Below are 17,792 nucleotides of genomic sequence, written 5' to 3' on the forward strand. Positions count from 1 at the left end.
CGCTCTACCCGAGCGGCTCAGCGAGGCAAATGAGCGGCGGTTGATGGCTGAAGGTGTGGTCCATTTCGATCACGTGCGGCGGCGCGGCCTTTCGATTCTTTGTGACTGGCGCGCCGCCACGTGCGATCAGGCGAGAAGCCCGGCGTCGCACAACGCGTCACGCACTACGTCGTGATAACGCGCGTCGAGCGGCGTGAGCGGCAGACGGATGCCGCCTTCCATGCGGCCGAGCGCCTGCAGCGCCCACTTGGCCGGAATCGGATTCGATTCGCAGAAGAGTTGCTTGTGCAGCGACAGCAGTTTCAGATGGATGCGGCGCGCGGTGATCGCATCGCCTTCGATGGCGGCGCGGCAGAGCTGGCTCATTTCCTTCGGCGCGACGTTTGCCGTCACCGAGATATTGCCGTGGCCGCCCAGCAGCATCAGCGCGATGGCCGTGGGATCGTCGCCGCTGAAAATCGAGAAGTTCGCCGGCGCGTGCTTGATCAGATGCGCCGCTCGATCGATATTGCCCGTCGCTTCCTTCACGCCGATGATGCCCGGCACGTCAGCGAGGCGCAGGATCGTTTCGTTGCTCATGTCGGCAACGGTGCGGCCCGGCACGTTGTACAGGAGCACCGGCAGATCGACCGCTTCCGCGATGGTGCGGAAATGGCGATACATGCCTTCCTGCGTCGGCTTGTTGTAATAGGGAACGACTTGCAGCGTGGCGTCGGCGCCGACTTTCTTCGCCTGCTTCGAGAGTTCGATGGCCTCGGCCGTCGAATTGCCGCCCGCGCCCGCGATGATCGGAAAACGCTTCGCCGTGTGCTCGACGGCCGTCTGGATCATCAGGATGTGCTCTTCGACCGACAACGTGGCCGATTCGCCGCTGGTGCCGACCACGACGAGACCGTTCGATCCTTGCTCGACATGCCAGTCGATCAGTTTTCGAAACGCCGGCAGATCAAGACTACCGTCCTCGTGCATCGGTGTGACGATGGCAGGAATGCTGCCGCGGATCTGGATGCCGCCGTGTGTTCCGTTTGTCATGAAACTCTATGAATTTAATCGTGAATTTAATCGCGAAAAGCGATATTACGCGATTGTAGCGGATTAGCTGCCGAGCGCGTAACGCGGCGGACCCGAGGGTGTGTTACCAATCGTGAGCGCGTTTTCCGCCGACGCCTTCGCTGGCTGCATTTCGCGAACCGCGCAGATTCGCTGCACGTAGGCAGCACGCGGGTCGTCGACGAATCCGTCCTCGTAGGCGATCACGCGCAGCCGCCCTCTCACCGCTTCGAGCAGTTCGCCCGGTTCGAGCAGAAACGCGGGATTCGACGGTTTGCCGATGCTGCCGTTGCCCGCCGCGAAGGTTTCGTAGATCAGCACGCCGCCGGGCGCGAGCGCGTCGATCAAGTGCCCGAACAGCAGGCGATGCAGATAGTTCGTGACGACGACTGCATCGAACGTTCGGTCGCTCGGTAACGGCCAGGGCGCATTCTCGAGATCGGCGGCCAGCGTGTCGACGCGCGTGATCGCGGACATCGACGACAACGCGCCGGCATCGCGGTCGACGGCCAGCACCGGAAAACCCCGCGCCGCGAACCAGCGCGCGTGACGCCCGCTACCCGCGGCGACGTCGAGCACCGCGCCGCCGGGCGCAACGAGATGCGCCCAGCGCGCGACCCACGGACTCGGCGCCCCTTCCATCAGTTGTAGGACAGGCCCATGGCCTCGCGCACGTCGCGCATCGTCTCCGTGGCGAACTTGCGCGCCTTGTCACAGCCGTCCGCGACGATCGCGCGCAACAGCGACGGGTCGTCCATGTACTTTTGCGCGCGCTCGAGCATCGGCTGCTGCTCGCGCAGAATGCCTTCGATCACCGGCTGCTTGCATTCCAGGCAGCCGATGCCCGCGCTGCGGCAGCCCTTCTGCACCCATTCGTGCGTCTTTTCATCGGTATAGACCTGATGCAGTTGCCAGACCGGGCATTTGTCGGGATCGCCCGGATCGGTGCGCCGCACGCGCGCCGGGTCGGTCGGCATCTTGCGGACTTTCTGCTCGATGGTCGCCGCATCCTCGCGCAAACCGATGGTATTGCCGTAAGACTTCGACATCTTCTGTCCGTCCAGCCCCGGCATGCGCGACGCTTCGGTCAGCAGCACCTGCGGCTCGACGAGAATGATCTTGCGCGAACCTTCCAGATAGCCGAACAGGCGCTCGCGATCGCTCATCGACAGACTCTGCGATTCCTGCAGCATTGCGCGCGCTTGCTCGAGCGCTTCGTCGTCGCCTTCCTGTTGATACGCGACGCGCAGCTCGTGATACAGCTTCGCGCGCTTGCCGCCGAGCTTCTTCGCGGCTTCCATCGCCTTTTCCTCGAAGCCCGGCTCGCGGCCGTACAGGTAGTTGAAGCGGCGAGCGATTTCGCGCGTCATCTCGACGTGCGGCACCTGATCCTCGCCGACCGGCACGAGCGACGCGCGATACAGCAGGATGTCCGCCGCCATCAGCACCGGATAGCCGAGAAAGCCGTAGGTCGACAGATCCTTCTCGCGCAGCTTCTCGATCTGCTCCTTGTAGGTCGGCACGCGTTCGAGCCAGCCGAGCGGCGTGCCCATGCCGAGCAGCAGCGACAGTTCGGCGTGCTCGGGCACGCGGCTCTGGATGAAGAGCGTCGCCTGCGCCGGATCGATGCCCGACGCCAGCCAGTCGATGAGCACCTCCCACACGTTTTTCTCGATGACCTCGGGCGTCTCGTAGTGCGTCGTGAGCGCATGCCAGTCGACGACCGCGAAGAAGCACGGGTATTCGGACTGCAGCCGCACCCAGTTTTTCAGCACGCCGTGATAGTGGCCGAGGTGCAGCGACCCGGTGGGCCGCATGCCGGAGAAGATACGGTCAGGGAACATGATGTTATGGGAATAGTGAAGCGAGGGGATTCAGAATAGCCGACACCGCCGTATAGCCGACGTTCACGAGCGGCCCGAGCCAGTAGCGGGTCAGCACGCCGGTCACGACGAGCGCCATCACGATGAAGAAGCCGTACGGCTCGAGCTTCGAAAACGCGATCGACGCGCGCACCGGCAGGAGCGCCATGACGACACGGCCGCCGTCGAGCGGAGGCAACGGGAAAAGATTCAGCACGCCGAGCACGAGATTCACGCCGACGCCCGCGGCCGCCATGCGCGTGAAGAACAGTTCGTCGACGTGAAAGGCCGCGAGCAGCACCGCGATCACGCCCCAGACGAGCGCCTGCACGAAGTTGCTGCCGGGGCCGGCCGCGGCGACCCACAGGCTGCCCCAGCGCGGATTGCGCAGGTTGCCGAAGGCCACCGGCACGGGCTTCGCGTAGCCGAACATGAACGCGCCGCTCGTCACGAAATACAGGACGATCGGAATCACGATCGTTCCGATCGGATCGATATGGCGCATCGGATTCATGGAAACGCGGCCCAGAACGTAGGCCGTGTTGTCGCCGAGCAAGCGCGCGGCATAGCCATGCGCGGCCTCGTGCAGCGTGATCGCGAAGATCACGGGGAGCGCGTAAACCGCGATGGTCTGTATCAGGGAAGGGTCCATGGGGCGCTATTGTATCAAGCAGGCAGGTCCGAACAGCCGCGCACGACGGTGCGGGGCGCGCAACTATTTCGCCATGACATGCGATAACGCCTGGTCGGGTCGGGTGCCCGTGTGCGCTACTGCGCGGCGCTTACGCCGTGAGCCCGAACGGTTCGAGACTGCCTCTCCCCGCGCGCACGAGCACTGGCTCCCCCGATGAAAGGTCGATCACCGTCGACGGCTCCGCCGGACACGCGCCGGCATCGATCACGAGCTCGATCTGCTTTTCCAGCCGCTCGCGTATTTCCTCCGCGTCGTTGAGCGGCTCGGTGTCGGGCGGCAGGATCAGCGTCGAGGCGAGGAGCGGCTCGCCGAGCGCCTCCAGCAGCGCGAGCGTGATCGCGTGATCCGGCACGCGCAGCCCGATCGTCTTGCGCGACGGGTGCGACAGCCGGCGCGGCACTTCCTTGGTCGCCTGCAGCACGAAGACGTATGGCCCCGGCGTCACCGACTTGATCAGCCGGTATTGCTGGTTGTCGACCATTGCGAAGTTGGAAAGCTCGGAGAGATCACGCACGAGCAGCGACAGCAGTTGCTTGTCGTCGATGCCGCGAATCCGTCGCAATCGCTCGACGGCGTCCTTGTCGTCGAGATGGCATCCGAGCGCATAGCTCGAATCCGTCGGCAATGCGACGACACCGCCGTCCTTGATGATCTGCACGGCCTGATTGATGAGCCGCGGCTGCGGATTGTCCGGATGAATGCGAAAAAATTGAGACATGGCGACGCCTTATTGTTTCGATCGTTATCGCGAAGGCCCAAGTGGCGCGAATCGCGCGCGAACGCGCCCGACGCGATGTGCGTGCGGAAAATCCTGGGTGACGCAAAGACCGTGCGCGCAGGCTGCAACGACGCGCGCCGCGGGAACGCTACAGCCAGCGCTCCCAGACGGGCGTGAGATCGTCGGGCAGCGGCGGAAGCAGGCCGAGATCGACGCGCCCTTCTCCCGCGCCGTGGAAGTCCGAGCCGCGCGACGCCTCGAAGCCGTAGCGGCGCGCGACATCGGCGTATTCGCGGTATTGATCGGGCGTGTGGCTGCCCGTCACGACCTCGATCGCACGCCCGCCAAACTGAATGAATTCGTCGAAGAGCGCGGCGAATTCGACCGGCGTGAAATCGTAGCGTCCCGGATGCGCGATGATCGGCTCGCCGCCCGCGTCCTTAATCCATTTGACGGCGTCCGCGAGCTTCGCCCAGCGATGCCCGACGAAACCCGGCTTGCCGTCGCCGAGATAGCGCGCGAACACGTCCGAGGTGGACTGCGCGTAACCCGCCTCCACCAGATACCGCGCGAAGTGCGTGCGCGAAATCATGTCAGGGTCGTCGGTGAAGCGCAGCGCGCCCTGGTAGCAATCCGGAATGCCGACCGCCGCGAGCGCCTCGCCGATCGCCACGCCGCGCGCCGCACGCCCGTTGCGCGTCGCTTCGAGTCCCGCGAGCAGCGCTTCGTTTTCCGGATCGACGTTCATGCCGACGATATGCACCGTGCGCGACGCCCACGTCACCGAAATCTCGACGCCCGGCAGATAGCGCATCCCGAGCGCCTCGGCAGCCGTGCGCGCTTCCTTTTGGCCGCCGAGCTGATCGTGATCCGTGAGCGACCACAGCGTCACCCCGTTCGCATGCGCGCGCTCCGCGACTTCGGCGGGCGCGAACTGGCCGTCGGACACGGTGGAGTGGCAATGCAGATCGGCGTTCATTTTCGGCTCTGGGGTTTCACTGACATTCTAAGTGTAACGGCATGACACGCCGGTTATGTAGTTCCTTCGAATCGTGGCCCGACGCTCACGCGCAGAACGATTCGATCAGCGCCGCGACGCGTTCCGGCTGATCGTGATGGATCATGTGCCCGGCATCGTCGACGATTTCCTCACGCCAGTCGGCAAAAACGGCAAAGCGCGACTTGAATTCGGCCACGGGCGTCTGCCCCGCGAACGTGGCGAGCGTCGGCGAGTCCTTCGCCTCGACGTGCAGCACCGGCGCCGTCACGCGCCCCCACGCGGCGCTCACCTCGTCCAGCCGGTACAGCGTCGGTCCACGCAACTTGTGCGCCGGATCGGCAAGCAGATGGAAACGCCCGTCGCCCTCCTCGCGCGACCAGTGCTGCGCGAGATAGCGCGCGCGTGCGAGCGGCAGACGTGGATTCGTGCGGATCAGCCGATCGGCGACTTCGTCGAGGCTCGCATAGCTGCGCAGCGCGGGCGGCGTGCGGAGATCGTCGAGCCATTGCGCGATGCGCCCCGGCGATTGCGATGCGCGCGCCGCCGGCAGCCCAAAGCCTTCCAGATCGACGACGCGGCGCACGCGCTCGGGCCGCACGCCCGCATAGAGCAGCGCGACGTTCGCGCCCATGCTGTGGCCGACGAGATTCACCTGCGCGCCCGGCGCGAATCGATCGACGAGGATGTCGAGATCGGCGAGATAGTCGGGAAAGTAGTAATGGCCGCCGCCCTTTTGAGCGATGGGCCAGTCCGACAGCCCGAAACCGCGCGCGTCGGGCGCGAGCACTTGCCAGTCGCCGGCGAGCGCGTCGACGACGAACTGGAACGACGCGCTCATATCCATCCAGCCGTGCAGCATGAAAAGTATCGGCGCGTCGGGCGAGCCCCAGCAGCGTACATGCAGACGCACGCCGCGCGCATCGACGAATTCGGAGCGCGATTCGTTCGTGGTGTCGTCTCGGTTAAAAAGGATGATCGTTCGATTATAACGACGATGTGTGCGCCCTACTTTGCGTCGTCGAGGCCGGCGAGCGCGCGCAGTTCCGCCTCGTCGAAGCCCGCGTCGCGGCGCGCCTCGAAGTTGAACGGGCCGCGCAGCTTCGGCGCGTGATACTGCCCGGCGAGGCGCTCGTAAGTCGTGTGCGGATCGAGACCTTGGCCATCGCACAGGAAGCGGAACCAGCGATTGCCGATCAGCACGTGGCCGATTTCGTCGCGCAAGATCACGTCGAGAATCGCGGCCGACGCGTGGTCGCCCGCCTGCGCGAGGCGCTTGCGTATCGGCGGCGATGCGTCGAGCCCGCGAGCTTCCAGCGTGCGCGGCACGAGCGCCATGCGGGCGAGCACGTCGCCGCGCGTGCGCTGCGCCATGTCCCACAGGCCGTCGTGCGCCGGGAAATCGCCATAGGCATGACCGAATTCGGCCAGCCGCGCGTTGAGCAGCGAAAAGTGATGCGCCTCCTCCGCCGCCACTTTCAACCAGTCGAGATAAAAGTCCTGCGGCATCGACGGAAATCGCCAGACGGCGTCGAGCGCGAGATTGATCGCATTGAATTCGATGTGCGCGAGCGCATGCACCAGCACGGCGCGACCCGCATCCGATTGCATGCTGCGACGCTTCAGCGACGACGGCTCGACGAGCGCCGGACGCGCCGGCCGGCCGGGCAGATCGGCGGGTTCGTCGAGCGTGAGTTGCGGATCGATTCGCGACCGTTCCTCGCGCGCCGCTTCGTACAGCGCGCTGGCGCGCGCCGCTTTCGTCGCGGGTTCGCGCTCGCGCAGGATGGCGAGCGCCGCGAGGCGCGCACAGGCGTCGGCATCGGCATGAGCTTCGGCGGGGATCACAGGGTCTTGCATCGGACTATCTCGAAAACAGGCATCGAACGGCGCGGTCCAGCGGACGCTTACGGCAAACAGCTAAAATGGTAATCCCGGCTCACGCCGCGCATCGCGTAACAATCGATGCGGCATCGGCGCGGCATCGGCGCAACGAGGACGGCCATGACCGTCGAGCCGCACCGGCAGGCGTGCATTTTAGCGCCGCCAGCGCCCCACCCTTACGACACCACGCCCCAGGAGACAATGTGGCCATCTACAAACTCGGCGACGACGCACCGACTATCCACGAAAGCGTGTTTCTCGCGGACACCGCGACCATCATCGGCCGCGTGACGCTCGAGGAAAACGCGAGCGTCTGGCCCGGCGCGGCGCTGCGCGGCGACAACGAGCCGATCGTCGTCGGACGTGGCAGCAACGTGCAGGAAGGCGCGGTGCTGCACGCGGATCCCGGCTTTCCTCTGACCATAGAGAACGATGTCACCGTCGGCCATCAGGCGATGCTGCACGGCTGCACGGTCAAGGAAGGCTCGCTGATCGGGATTCAGGCCGTGGTCTTGAATGGTGCGGTGATCGGCCGCAACTGTCTGGTTGGCGCGGGCGCCATCGTCACCGAAGGCAAGGTGTTTCCCGACAATACGCTGATTCTCGGCGCGCCCGCGAAGGCGGTGCGGGAAATCGGCGAGGCGGATATCGCCCGAATGCGCGCGGCCACGGCGAGTTACGCCGACCGGCGCGAATATTACAAGGCGCAGCTCGTGCGCATCGGCTGAGACCCGGACGAACGGGCGAGCCTCCACACCCAAGGAAGAGTTGTGAACGACCAGTTGCAGAAATTCATGTTCAACGCGGCGCCCGTGCGCGGCGAGATCGTCTCATTGCGCCACACGTGGCAGGAAGTGCTCGCGCGCCGCTCGTATCCCGCGGCCGTGCGCAACGTGCTCGGCGAGATGATGGCCGCGTGCGCGCTGTTGTCCGCGAACCTCAAGTTCAACGGCACGCTCGTCATGCAGATCTACGGCGACGGCCCGGTGAAGATGCTGGTCGTGCAGTGCGATTCCAGCCTCTCGCTGCGCGCGACCGCGAAGCTTGCAGAAGGGGCCGAGAGCGAGCTCGAGAACGAGATGTCGCTCGCGGAGCTGTTGAACCGGCACGGGCGCGGGCGCTGCGTCATCACGCTCGATCCGGCCGACAAGAAGCCGGGACAGCAACCGTATCAGGGCATCGTGCCGCTGTCGGGCGAGCACGGCCCGCTCTCGTCGATGGCCGAGGTGCTGGAGCACTACATGCATCACTCCGAGCAGCTCGACACGCGTCTGTGGCTCGCCGCCGATACCGATCGCGCCGTCGGCATGCTCCTGCAGAAGCTGCCGGGCGATGGCGGCATCGTTCCGCACCCGGGCGAGCACGACGCGGACACCTGGCAGCGCGTCTGCCATCTCGGCAGCACGCTTTCGAACGAAGAATTGCTGAAGGAAGAACCGGACACTGTTTTCAAGCGCCTGTTCTGGCAGGAGAACGTGCAGCACTTCGATCCCGCGCCGGCGCGCTTTCAGTGCACCTGCTCGCGCGAAAAAGTCGGCGGCATGCTCAAGATGCTCGGCCGCGAGGAAGTCGACGGCGTGATCGAGGAGCGCGGCAACGTCGAAGTGCATTGCGAGTTCTGCAATCAGCGATACGACTTCGACGCCGTCGACGTTGCGCAACTTTTTGTCGCAAAAGAACTCTCACAAGGCGTGAGTCCGGCGTCGGACCGGCGGCACTGAAACGCTGCGAAAGGCTTGTCCAGTGGAGCTCGCGCCGAATGGCCGCGGGGGCCAATCGACCCCCGCGGCCATTCGGCGCGTCGCCTGCGACATAAGACTCACGACAGACTCCGCAAGCTATGATTGGGGCTCCTGTACAGATGTCGGCCCGCTGGAGGTCGTATATGAAAACCGCAACGCTCAACTGGAAATTGCTGCCGTGCCTTGCCGGCGTCGCGCTCGTCGCCGGCTGCATGATGGATCCGCCCGGCCCTTCGCCGATCTATAGCCGTCTGCCCGATACGCCGCCCGCGCCCCAGCAGACGTTGACGTCGCAGCAGCAGATGGAACGCTACAACGCCATCGACAAGCAGGCGCTGAACGAATCGCAGCAAGCCGCTGCCGCGGGCAATGCGGCAAAGACCATGTCGCAGTTTTATGCGCCCGCGCCGGTCTCGGTCTACGGCGGCTATTCGAGCGGCGGCTGGGGCGGTCCGTACTGGGGCACCGGCGTCGGATTCGGCACCTGGTGGTGATCGATCCGGCAACGGGCTGGGCAAAAAAAAAGCGCGGTCGATGACCGCGCTATTTTTTTGCCGACCGAAAAGCCGCCACGCTACTGTGCCGCGCCCCCCGACTGCTTCTTCTTCGCTTCGGCTGCTTTTTCCTTCTGCGCCTTCTTGTCCAGATCGCGCAGTTCCTGCTTCGAACGCGACACCGGATTCGGCACCACCCGCAACGGCGCCGCCGATACCTGACCGCGCGTCGAACCGTTCATGCCCGGCACGTTCGCGGAATTGACGGGCGCATTCGAATTCGGCGCGACGAACTGAACGAATACCTCGCTGTCCTTCACCATGCCCATCTCGTAGCGTGCGCGCTCTTCCACGGCGGCGGTGCCGCTTTGCAGGTCCTGCACTTCGCCCTGAACGCGCTCGTTGCGCAATCTCAGGTTCGTGTTCTTATCCGTCTGCTGCGCGAGTTGCTGCTGCAATTCATGCACGCGCAGCCAGCCGCCGTGGCCCCACCAGAGCGGGTATTGGATCAGCACCAGCAACAGGATCAGAACGACAGTTACGAGCCGCATTCACGTAGCCGAAATAAACGCCGCCCGGCGGCAAGGATGCCGTGGGCGGCGGGCTTCAAAAGATGACGCTTCAAAGACGACTAAGCGTCCTTATCGACCAAAGCGGCAAAAGCTTTAGCGCAAGTTGTAGAACGCCGACTTGCCCGGGTAGCTTGCGATATCGCCGAGGTCTTCCTCGATGCGCAGCAACTGGTTGTACTTCGAGATGCGGTCGCTGCGCGACAGCGAGCCGGTCTTGATCTGCCCGGCGTTCAGGCCGACGGCGATATCGGCGATCGTCGAATCTTCCGTTTCGCCCGAACGGTGCGAGATCACGGCCGTATAGCCCGCGCGCTTGGCCATTTCGATTGCCGCGAAGGTTTCCGTCAGCGTGCCGATCTGGTTGATCTTGATGAGGATCGAGTTGGCGATGCCCTTTTCGATGCCTTCCTTAAGGATGCGCGTGTTGGTGACGAAGAGATCGTCGCCGACGAGCTGAATCTTCTTGCCGAGCTTGTCGGTCAGGAGCTTCCAGCCTTCCCAGTCGCTTTCGTGCATGCCGTCTTCGATCGACACGATCGGGAATTTATCCGCAAGCGTGGCGAGGTAGTCGGCGAATTCCGCCGACGACAATTGCAGGCCTTCGCCGGCGAGCTGGTACTTGCCGTCGTGGTAGAACTCGCTTGCCGCGCAGTCGAGCGCGAGCAGCACGTCTTCACCGGCGCGATAACCGGCCTTTTCTATCGCCTGCAGAATCGTCGACAGGCACTCGTCGTTGCTGCCGAAGTTCGGCGCGAAGCCGCCTTCGTCGCCCACGGCCGTGCTCATGCCGCGCTCGGCCAGAATCTTCTTGAGCGCGTGGAACACTTCCGCGCCGCAGCGCAGCGCTTCGCGGAAAGTCGGCTGGCTGACCGGGACGATCATGAATTCCTGGATATCCAGGCTATTGTTCGCGTGCGCGCCACCGTTGACGATGTTCATCATCGGCACCGGCAGTTGCATCGCGCCCGAGCCGCCGAAGTAGCGGTACAGCGGCAGGCCGGCTTCCTCGGCCGCGGCCTTCGCGACGGCCATCGACACGGCGAGCATCGCGTTCGCGCCGAGGCGCGACTTGTTGTCGGTGCCGTCGAGCTCGAGCAGGGTTTTGTCGAGGAAAGCCTGTTCCGAGGCGTCGAGGCCCATGATGGCTTCGGAAATCTCGGTGTTGATATGTTCGACGGCCTTCAGCACGCCCTTGCCGTTGTAGCGGCCGGCTTCGTCGTCGCGCAGTTCGATGGCTTCGCGCGAACCGGTGGACGCGCCCGACGGAACCGCCGCGCGGCCCATCGTGCCTGATTCGAGCAACACGTCGCATTCGACGGTCGGATTGCCTCGCGAATCGAGAATCTCGCGGCCGATGATATCTACGATAGCACTCATGGTTTCCTCAAGAAATGACGATGAATTCTGTCAGTCACAACGAAGCGCGCCGCCTGTTTTTACACTTCGATACACGCGGCGGCACGCGCTTCACAGCTTCGCCCAGACCCTTTCGATGACCGCCGGCTCAGCGCCGGCGCAAAGAGCGGTCGTTTCGGATAGCGATTCGATCCGCATCGCTTTGGTGGAAAGCGGCGTCAGGCCCGCTGATCGGCGCGGGTGCGCGGATACTGCCTTGATGCGCGCCCCGACGCGTTGCACGCTCCTCCGTTGCTCCGGTCGCTCCAGGCGACCCGTCTTCGTGACACGGCCGCCGATGACGACGCCCGCGCCGCACTTCCTTTTTGCCGCAGATGCTCAGTTGAAATCGTTCTCGAGGAACGGGCCGCTCTTCACCGCGCGATCTATGGTGACGAGCGTGGAGAGCAGCGCCTCCATGTGATGCAGCGGCACCGCGTTCGGGCCGTCCGACTTCGCGCATGCCGGGTCCGGATGCGTCTCCATGAAGAGGCCCGCGACGCCCGTCGCGACCGCCGCGCGCGCGAGCACCGGGACGAACTCGCGCTGACCGCCCGAACTCGTGCCCTGCCCGCCCGGCAACTGCACGGAATGCGTCGCGTCGAACACGACCGGCGCATTGGTTTCGCGCATGATCGCAAGCGAGCGCATGTCGGACACGAGGTTGTTATAGCCGAACGACACGCCGCGCTCGCACGCCATGAAGCGGTCTTCCGACAGACCCGCTTCACGCGCGGCATCACGCGCCTTGTCGATCACGTTCTTCATGTCGTGCGGCGCGAGAAACTGGCCCTTCTTGATGTTCACCGGCTTGCCCGAGCGCGCGCATGCGTGAATGAAATCGGTCTGGCGGCACAGAAACGCGGGCGTCTGCAGCACGTCGACGACCGAGGCTACCGCCTCGATTTCTTCCTCGACATGCACGTCCGTGAGAACGGGAACGCCGAGTTGCTTCTTCACTTCGCCGAGAATGCGCAAGCCTTCATCCATGCCGGGGCCGCGATACGACTTGCCCGAGCTGCGGTTCGCCTTGTCGAACGACGACTTGTAGATGAACGGAATGCCGAGCTTTTCCGTGATTTCCTTGAGGCGCCCGGCGACGTCGATCGTCATTTGCTCCGATTCGACTACACACGTGCCTGCGATCAAAAAGAACGGCTTGTCGAGACCGGCCTCGAAGTGACACAGCTTCATGCTTGCGCTCCCGCAGTCGCCGCAGTCCGGACCGGCGCCTTCGCGTCATCGGATTCGGCGTGCGCGCGCGCCGCTTCGACGAACGCCTTGAAGAGCGGATGCCCGTCGCGCGGCGTCGACGTGAATTCGGGGTGGAACTGCACGCCGACGAACCACGGGTGCAGCGACTGCGGCAACTCCATCATCTCGGGCAGATCCTCGCTCGGAGTACGGGCGCTGATGATAAGCCCGCCGGCCTCGAGTTGGGGCACGAAACGGTTATTGACTTCATAACGGTGACGATGACGTTCGTTCACATCGCTGCCGTAGATGCGCTCGGCCATCGTGCCGGGCTTGATCGGGCATTTCTGCGAACCGAGACGCATGGTGCCGCCGAGATCCGACTCCTCGTTGCGCTTTTCGATGCGGCCCGCGCGGTCGTACCACTCGGTGATGAGCGCGACGACCGGGTTCTTCGTGTCCTGATCGAACTCGGTGCTGTTCGCATCGGCGAGACCGGCGACGTCGCGCGCGAATTCGATCACCGCGAGCTGCATGCCGAGGCAGATGCCGAGATACGGCGTCTTCGATTCACGCGCATAGCGGATCGCCTTGATCTTGCCTTCCGTTCCGCGCCGGCCGAAACCGCCCGGAACGAGCACGGCGTCGAGATGCTTGAGCGCCTCGGTGCCTTCGGCGTCGATCTGCTCGGAATCGATGTACTCGATGTTGACCTTCGTCGACGTGTGAATGGCCGCGTGACGCAGCGCTTCGATCAGCGACTTGTACGACTCCGTCAGCTCGACATACTTGCCGACCATGCCGATGGTGACTTCGCTCCTGGGGTTCTCGAGCTTCTCGACGAGGTTCGACCACATCGTCAGATCGGCCGGCGGCGGCGAGAGCTTGAGCTCTTCGCAGATGATGTCGTCGAGGTGCTGATCGTTGAGCATCTGCGGAATCTTGTAGATGCTGTCCGCGTCCCACACCGAGATCACGGCGTCTTCAGGCACGTTTGAGAACATCGAGATCTTGGCGCGCTCGTCGTCCGGAATCGGGCGGTCCGCGCGGCACAGCAGCACGTTCGGATAGATACCGATTTCGCGCAGCTTCTGCACGCTGTGCTGCGTGGGCTTCGTCTTCAGCTCGCCCGCGGTCGCGATGAACGGCACCAGCGTGAGGTGCACGAAGCACGCGCTGCTGCGGCCCATGCGCAGGCTCATCTGACGCGCGGCTTCGAGGAACGGCAGCGATTCGATGTCGCCCACCGTGCCGCCGACTTCCACGATCGCCACATCCGGCTGACCGCATGTCGCCGCCGCGGCGCCACGCTCGACGAAAGCCTGGATTTCGTTGGTGATGTGCGGAATGACCTGCACCGTCTTGCCCAGATATTCGCCGCGGCGTTCCTTGCGGATCACCGATTCGTAGATCTGGCCGGTGGTGAAGTTGTTGGCCTTGCGCATCTTCGTGCTGATGAAGCGCTCGTAGTGGCCGAGGTCGAGGTCCGTCTCCGCCCCGTCTTCCGTCACGAACACTTCGCCGTGCTGAAACGGGCTCATCGTGCCGGGGTCGACGTTGATGTAGGGATCGAGCTTGAGGAGAGTGACTTTGAGACCGCGCGATTCGAGGATCGCGGCGAGAGAGGCGGCGGCAATACCCTTGCCAAGGGACGAAACTACGCCGCCGGTGACGAATACATATTTGGTCATCGCTAGATGCTCGCGGGAAAAACGGATTATACCGTAAAGGCAGATTCCCACGAAGCGCGCCGGACGCCGGGATTGACGACAAAACTGCGCTTTTCCGCGTCATTTTTGCGGAACGCTGCACCGGCCGTTCGTCAAGTCCCGCGAGCGTGCTCGTGCCCCCTTGAGCGCTTCATCATGACGATGACTCCATCGCTTTAAGCAGGCGCTGCACTGCGCGCGCGGTGTCGATCGGGCGCTCCATCGGGAAGAGATGGCTGCCCTCCATCCATTCGATCCGCGAGCCGGCGATGCGCCGCGTCATGCCGAGTCCCACTTGCCGCACTTCACGCGAACGCGTCCCCGCGATGAAGCCGACCGGCACCGGCACGCCGTGCGCGACCCGCGCGCCAAGCGTATGCGGCAGCGTGCGGTAGACCAGATATTCGATGTGCCGATCGAACGCGAGCGCGCGCGAGCCGTTCGCATGCATCTGCGGAATGCCGAAGTCGATGTAGTCGGACAGCATGCGTTCGTCCCAGCGCGCGAACGCGGGCTTCGACAGAAAATGCCGCCACGCGTCGTCGCGGCTTTCCCACTGCGTGCGGCGCTTTCTGGTCGCCGCCGCGGGCGACAGCCGCTCGTCCAGCCCGGTCCATTGCGTGACGCGCAGGAGACTGCTCCTCCAGCCCGCGATCACGGGCGAATCGAGCATCACGACGCCCTTCACCCATTGCGGACGCTTCAGCGCCGCCATCAACGACAGATAGCCGCCGAGCGAATGCCCGACGAGCCACACCTTCGGATGCGCGCCGTCCGCTTCCCGCCGATAGCGGCTCATGTCATCGATGAGTTGATCAACGAGATACGGCCAGTCGCGCGTCACCGGAAAGCGCGCGTCATGCCCGATGCGCTCGATGCTGCGAACGTCGTAATCGTCGGAGAGCTCCGCGAAAATCGTGCGATAAACCGATGCCGGAAAGCCGTTGGCGTGCGAGAAATGGATGATGTCTTTCAAGCGTGTCTCTATTCTTTTAGCGCGCCATCCAGTAGCGCGCGTGCGTTTGCCGATAGCGCTCGAGCACGATGTCCGCGCCGATGTCGATGCGCGCCGCGCCGTCGTCGTCGCTGCGCGAGAGCGCAATCTCGCGCAGCCCGTAACGCGCGAACACGGTCGGGTTCGGATGGTGAAAGCGGTTGCGATAGCCTACCTGAAATATCGCCGCGGACGGCCCGACAGAATCGAGGAAAGGCTCGGTCGACGACGTCCGGCTGCCGTGATGCGGCGCGATCAGCACGTCGGCGCGCAAGGCGGCGGGCTCACGAGCGATCAGTGCGCGTTCGACGTCCGCTTCGATATCGGCCGTGAACAGCGCCGCGCGACCCGCCGCGTTCGTCACTTTCAGCACGCACGACTGATGATTCGGCTTTCCCGAAAGCGGCCCCGGCTCGGGCCACAGCACGCGGAATTCGACACCGTCCCAAGTCCAGCGCTGCCCCGCCGCACAGCGCAGCGTTTGCGCGCCGCGTGCGCGGGCGTTCGACCACAACGCGTCCGTCGCGGGCAGCGACGCGAGCAACTGGCGCACGGCGATCGACTGCATCACCGCGGGAGCGCCGCCCGCGTGATCCGAATCCGAATGGCTGATGACGAGCGCATCGAGCGTGCGAACGCCCGCGGCCTGCAGATAAGGCGCGACGATGCGCTCGCCCGCGTGCGTCGATTCGGGACCGGGCCCGGCGTCGAACAGCAAGGTATGTCGCGCCGTTTCGACGACGAGCGCCGAGCCTTGCCCGATATCGAGCGCCGTGACGCGAAACGCGCCTTCGGGCGCGGGATGCGCCGCGGGAGCGAGAAGCGGCAGCCAGGTCAGCGGCGCGGCGAAGCGCAACGGCCAGCCGCGCGGCGCAAGCGCCCACGCGACGCCGATGCACGCTGCTGCGAGCGCGAACGCATCCGGCTTCGGCAGAACCCAGAGCGGCGATGGCACTGTTTCAGCAAGGCGCGCGAGTCCATCGCAGAGCACCGAAAGCGCGGCATGCGCGGCGTGGAGCATCGGCGCATCGAGCGGCGCGGGGAGCATGAGGCCCGCGAGCGTGGCGGGCGTCACGAGCACGCTGATCCACGGTATCGCGAACGCATTCGCGAGCGGACCGAGCAACGGAATCTGCGAGAACCAGTAGACGGTGAGCGGCGCGAGCGCGATCGTCACCGCGTATTGCACGCGCATGCTCGATGCGATGTGACGCCGAATTCGACCATGAAGCCGCGCGATGTCAGGACGCAGCGTCCACTTGGCCGAGTGCGCCGGACGCTGGCCGACTTCGCTCGGATCGACGCGATCCCACTGATCGATGTCGTCGTGCTCTTCCGCCTGCGCGCGCGACTCCGCTCGCCCCGCCGACGCGATCGCGTGCAGGATCGCCGCCACGGCGCAGAACGACAGCCAGAATCCCGGCGATGTCACCGCCCACGGATCGGAGATCAGCACGATCGCGAGCGCCCACGAAAGCACGAGCGACGACGCCGGCCGTCGCCCCCAAAGAAACGCGACGGCGAAGATCAGCAGCATCAAGAGCGTGCGTTGCGCCGGCACGTTGAATCCGGCGAGCGCGGCATAGCAGGCGGCGAACACGGCGGCACCGGCGGCCGCGACCTTGGGGGCCGCCGCGATCAAGGGCGCTGGCACGCCACGCAATCTCAAGCGCTTCCAAACGAAGCCGCAGACCAACGCCGCCAGTCCCGCGACGAAGCCGATGTGCAATCCCGATATCGCGACGAGATGACTCGTGCCGGTTGCGCGCATGACGGCCCAGTCGGCATCGCTGACCGCGTCCTGCGCGCCCACCGCGAGCGCGACGATGATCCCGCGATGCGGCGCCTGCCCAAGCACGCTTTCGATGCGATCGCGCGCGCGGGCACGCAGACGGTCGATCATCAGACGCGGTCCAGCCGCATCGGGAGTCAGGCGCCGCGGCGCACGCGCAGCCGACACGGAGCCCGTCGCGCGAATGCCGTGTTCGAGCAGGGTCGCTTCGGCATCGCGCAGGCCGAAGTTCGCGTTGGCGTGCGCGCGCTTCAGACGCGCGGTCAGCGTCCATCGCTCGCCAGCGCGGAGCGTCGCGCGATCGGGCGACATCCAGAGCAACCGCACGATGCGCGGAAAGTCATGCAGACCCGCACTGTTCGCTTCGACTTCGAAGAGAAGGCGCGTGCCGTCCGCCTGTTGCTCGGGAAGCCCGCGCACGAAACCCGTCAGCTCGATGTCGCGTTGCTCGTATGCGGCAGGCAACTGCTCGCGCAACCGGACTTCGGCGCGCATCGCGGCGGACGCGAAGCCGAGCACGCAAGCGCCGATCGCGAAGCTCGCGATACGCACACGCGGCCTCATCGCGCCGAGCGTCATCGCAACGACGAACGCCGCGCAGACTGCGAACCACACGATTGCATCCGGCAAGCGAGCCTGCTGCTGCAATCCCCACACGCCCAGCGCAAATCCCAGCAGAATCGCCCGCACTTCTT

The 17,792-nt window shown here is 64.9% G+C and carries 17 protein-coding genes; 3 read left to right on the forward strand and 14 right to left on the reverse strand.

The features are described 5' to 3' along the window. Positions 1-126: 126 nt before the first annotated feature. From dapA to NCS28_RS08845, 8 genes are all read right to left on the reverse strand, one after another. The gene (gene dapA, locus NCS28_RS08810) at positions 127-1,032 is read right to left on the reverse strand and encodes a 4-hydroxy-tetrahydrodipicolinate synthase (RefSeq protein WP_250513464.1); all 906 of its coding nucleotides are present in this window, start codon (positions 1,030-1,032) and stop codon (positions 127-129) included. Positions 1,033-1,095: 63 nt separating this feature from the next. Continuing rightward, positions 1,096-1,692: a class I SAM-dependent methyltransferase gene (locus NCS28_RS08815; RefSeq protein ID WP_250513465.1), complete on the reverse strand. Its 597-nt coding sequence runs from the start codon at positions 1,690-1,692 to the stop codon at positions 1,096-1,098. Further along, entirely contained in the window at positions 1,692-2,894 is a 1,203-nt protein-coding gene (locus tag NCS28_RS08820; protein ID WP_250513466.1) for a tryptophan--tRNA ligase, read from the reverse strand. The genes NCS28_RS08815 and NCS28_RS08820 overlap by 1 nt, the downstream gene beginning before the upstream one ends. 4 nt (positions 2,895-2,898) lie before the next feature. Next, positions 2,899-3,564 carry a site-2 protease family protein gene (locus tag NCS28_RS08825; RefSeq protein WP_250513467.1) on the reverse strand — a complete coding sequence of 222 codons (666 nt, stop codon included), beginning with the start codon at positions 3,562-3,564 and terminating at the stop codon, positions 2,899-2,901. Between the two features lie 130 nt (positions 3,565-3,694). Beyond that, positions 3,695-4,324, reverse strand: a complete 630-nt coding sequence (locus NCS28_RS08830; RefSeq protein ID WP_250513468.1) for an L-threonylcarbamoyladenylate synthase — start codon at positions 4,322-4,324, stop codon at positions 3,695-3,697. A 148-nt stretch (positions 4,325-4,472) separates the two neighbouring features. Next, the gene (locus NCS28_RS08835; protein ID WP_250513469.1) at positions 4,473-5,303 is read right to left on the reverse strand and encodes a 3',5'-nucleoside bisphosphate phosphatase; all 831 of its coding nucleotides are present in this window, start codon (positions 5,301-5,303) and stop codon (positions 4,473-4,475) included. Between the two features lie 85 nt (positions 5,304-5,388). Next, positions 5,389-6,297: an alpha/beta fold hydrolase gene (locus tag NCS28_RS08840; RefSeq protein WP_250513670.1), complete on the reverse strand. Its 909-nt coding sequence runs from the start codon at positions 6,295-6,297 to the stop codon at positions 5,389-5,391. Between the two features lie 32 nt (positions 6,298-6,329). Continuing rightward, positions 6,330-7,181: a ferritin-like domain-containing protein gene (locus tag NCS28_RS08845; protein WP_250513470.1), complete on the reverse strand. Its 852-nt coding sequence runs from the start codon at positions 7,179-7,181 to the stop codon at positions 6,330-6,332. 227 nt (positions 7,182-7,408) lie between these two features. Here NCS28_RS08845 and NCS28_RS08850 point away from each other — a divergent pair, with 227 nt between their 5' ends. The 3 genes from NCS28_RS08850 (at position 7,409) to NCS28_RS08860 (ending at position 9,441) form a co-directional block, all read left to right on the forward strand. Continuing rightward, positions 7,409-7,933 (forward strand): gamma carbonic anhydrase family protein, encoded by a 525-nt coding sequence (locus NCS28_RS08850; RefSeq protein WP_250513471.1) that lies wholly within the window; start codon positions 7,409-7,411, stop codon positions 7,931-7,933. A 42-nt stretch (positions 7,934-7,975) separates the two neighbouring features. Further along, the gene (hslO, locus tag NCS28_RS08855) at positions 7,976-8,926 is read left to right on the forward strand and encodes an Hsp33 family molecular chaperone HslO (RefSeq protein ID WP_250513472.1); all 951 of its coding nucleotides are present in this window, start codon (positions 7,976-7,978) and stop codon (positions 8,924-8,926) included. A 164-nt stretch (positions 8,927-9,090) separates the two neighbouring features. Beyond that, positions 9,091-9,441, forward strand: a complete 351-nt coding sequence (locus tag NCS28_RS08860; protein WP_250513473.1) for a hypothetical protein — start codon at positions 9,091-9,093, stop codon at positions 9,439-9,441. 80 nt (positions 9,442-9,521) lie between these two features. On the opposite strand, the gene ftsB is transcribed toward NCS28_RS08860, so the two are convergent. The 6 genes from ftsB to NCS28_RS08890 all read right to left on the reverse strand — a co-directional run bounded on the left by ftsB (position 9,522) and on the right by NCS28_RS08890 (position 17,787). Beyond that, positions 9,522-9,992: a cell division protein FtsB gene (gene ftsB / locus NCS28_RS08865; RefSeq protein ID WP_250513474.1), complete on the reverse strand. Its 471-nt coding sequence runs from the start codon at positions 9,990-9,992 to the stop codon at positions 9,522-9,524. 114 nt (positions 9,993-10,106) lie between these two features. Then, positions 10,107-11,390: a phosphopyruvate hydratase gene (gene eno / locus NCS28_RS08870; RefSeq protein ID WP_250513475.1), complete on the reverse strand. Its 1,284-nt coding sequence runs from the start codon at positions 11,388-11,390 to the stop codon at positions 10,107-10,109. A 357-nt stretch (positions 11,391-11,747) separates the two neighbouring features. Beyond that, on the reverse strand, positions 11,748-12,602 hold the full coding sequence (gene kdsA, locus NCS28_RS08875; RefSeq protein WP_250513476.1) for a 3-deoxy-8-phosphooctulonate synthase: 855 nt from the start codon (positions 12,600-12,602) through the stop codon (positions 11,748-11,750). Next, a complete protein-coding gene (pyrG, locus tag NCS28_RS08880; protein WP_250513477.1) occupies positions 12,599-14,293 on the reverse strand; it encodes a CTP synthase in 1,695 nt (564 codons plus the stop codon). Before pyrG ends, kdsA begins: the two co-directional genes overlap by 4 nt. A gap of 172 nt (positions 14,294-14,465) precedes the next feature. Then, on the reverse strand, positions 14,466-15,287 hold the full coding sequence (locus NCS28_RS08885; protein ID WP_250513478.1) for an alpha/beta fold hydrolase: 822 nt from the start codon (positions 15,285-15,287) through the stop codon (positions 14,466-14,468). Positions 15,288-15,303: 16 nt separating this feature from the next. Next, positions 15,304-17,787: a ComEC/Rec2 family competence protein gene (locus NCS28_RS08890; protein ID WP_250513479.1), complete on the reverse strand. Its 2,484-nt coding sequence runs from the start codon at positions 17,785-17,787 to the stop codon at positions 15,304-15,306. Between the last annotated feature and the right edge of the window lie 5 nt (positions 17,788-17,792).

Source organism: Caballeronia sp. INDeC2 (assembly GCF_023631325.1).
Classification (GTDB): Bacteria; Pseudomonadota; Gammaproteobacteria; order Burkholderiales; family Burkholderiaceae; genus Caballeronia.

Coding starts and splice junctions, on each gene's coding strand:
- dapA (WP_250513464.1), bottom strand. CDS start 1,032: ATGACAAACGGAACACACGGCGGCATCCAGATCCGCGGCAGCATTCCT.
- NCS28_RS08815 (WP_250513465.1), bottom strand. CDS start 1,692: ATGGAAGGGGCGCCGAGTCCGTGGGTCGCGCGCTGGGCGCATCTCGTT.
- NCS28_RS08820 (WP_250513466.1), bottom strand. CDS start 2,894: ATGTTCCCTGACCGTATCTTCTCCGGCATGCGGCCCACCGGGTCGCTG.
- NCS28_RS08825 (WP_250513467.1), bottom strand. CDS start 3,564: ATGGACCCTTCCCTGATACAGACCATCGCGGTTTACGCGCTCCCCGTG.
- NCS28_RS08830 (WP_250513468.1), bottom strand. CDS start 4,324: ATGTCTCAATTTTTTCGCATTCATCCGGACAATCCGCAGCCGCGGCTC.
- NCS28_RS08835 (WP_250513469.1), bottom strand. CDS start 5,303: ATGAACGCCGATCTGCATTGCCACTCCACCGTGTCCGACGGCCAGTTC.
- NCS28_RS08845 (WP_250513470.1), bottom strand. CDS start 7,181: ATGCAAGACCCTGTGATCCCCGCCGAAGCTCATGCCGATGCCGACGCC.
- NCS28_RS08860 (WP_250513473.1), top strand. CDS start 9,091: ATGAAAACCGCAACGCTCAACTGGAAATTGCTGCCGTGCCTTGCCGGC.
- ftsB (WP_250513474.1), bottom strand. CDS start 9,992: ATGCGGCTCGTAACTGTCGTTCTGATCCTGTTGCTGGTGCTGATCCAA.
- eno (WP_250513475.1), bottom strand. CDS start 11,390: ATGAGTGCTATCGTAGATATCATCGGCCGCGAGATTCTCGATTCGCGA.
- kdsA (WP_250513476.1), bottom strand. CDS start 12,602: ATGAAGCTGTGTCACTTCGAGGCCGGTCTCGACAAGCCGTTCTTTTTG.
- pyrG (WP_250513477.1), bottom strand. CDS start 14,293: ATGACCAAATATGTATTCGTCACCGGCGGCGTAGTTTCGTCCCTTGGC.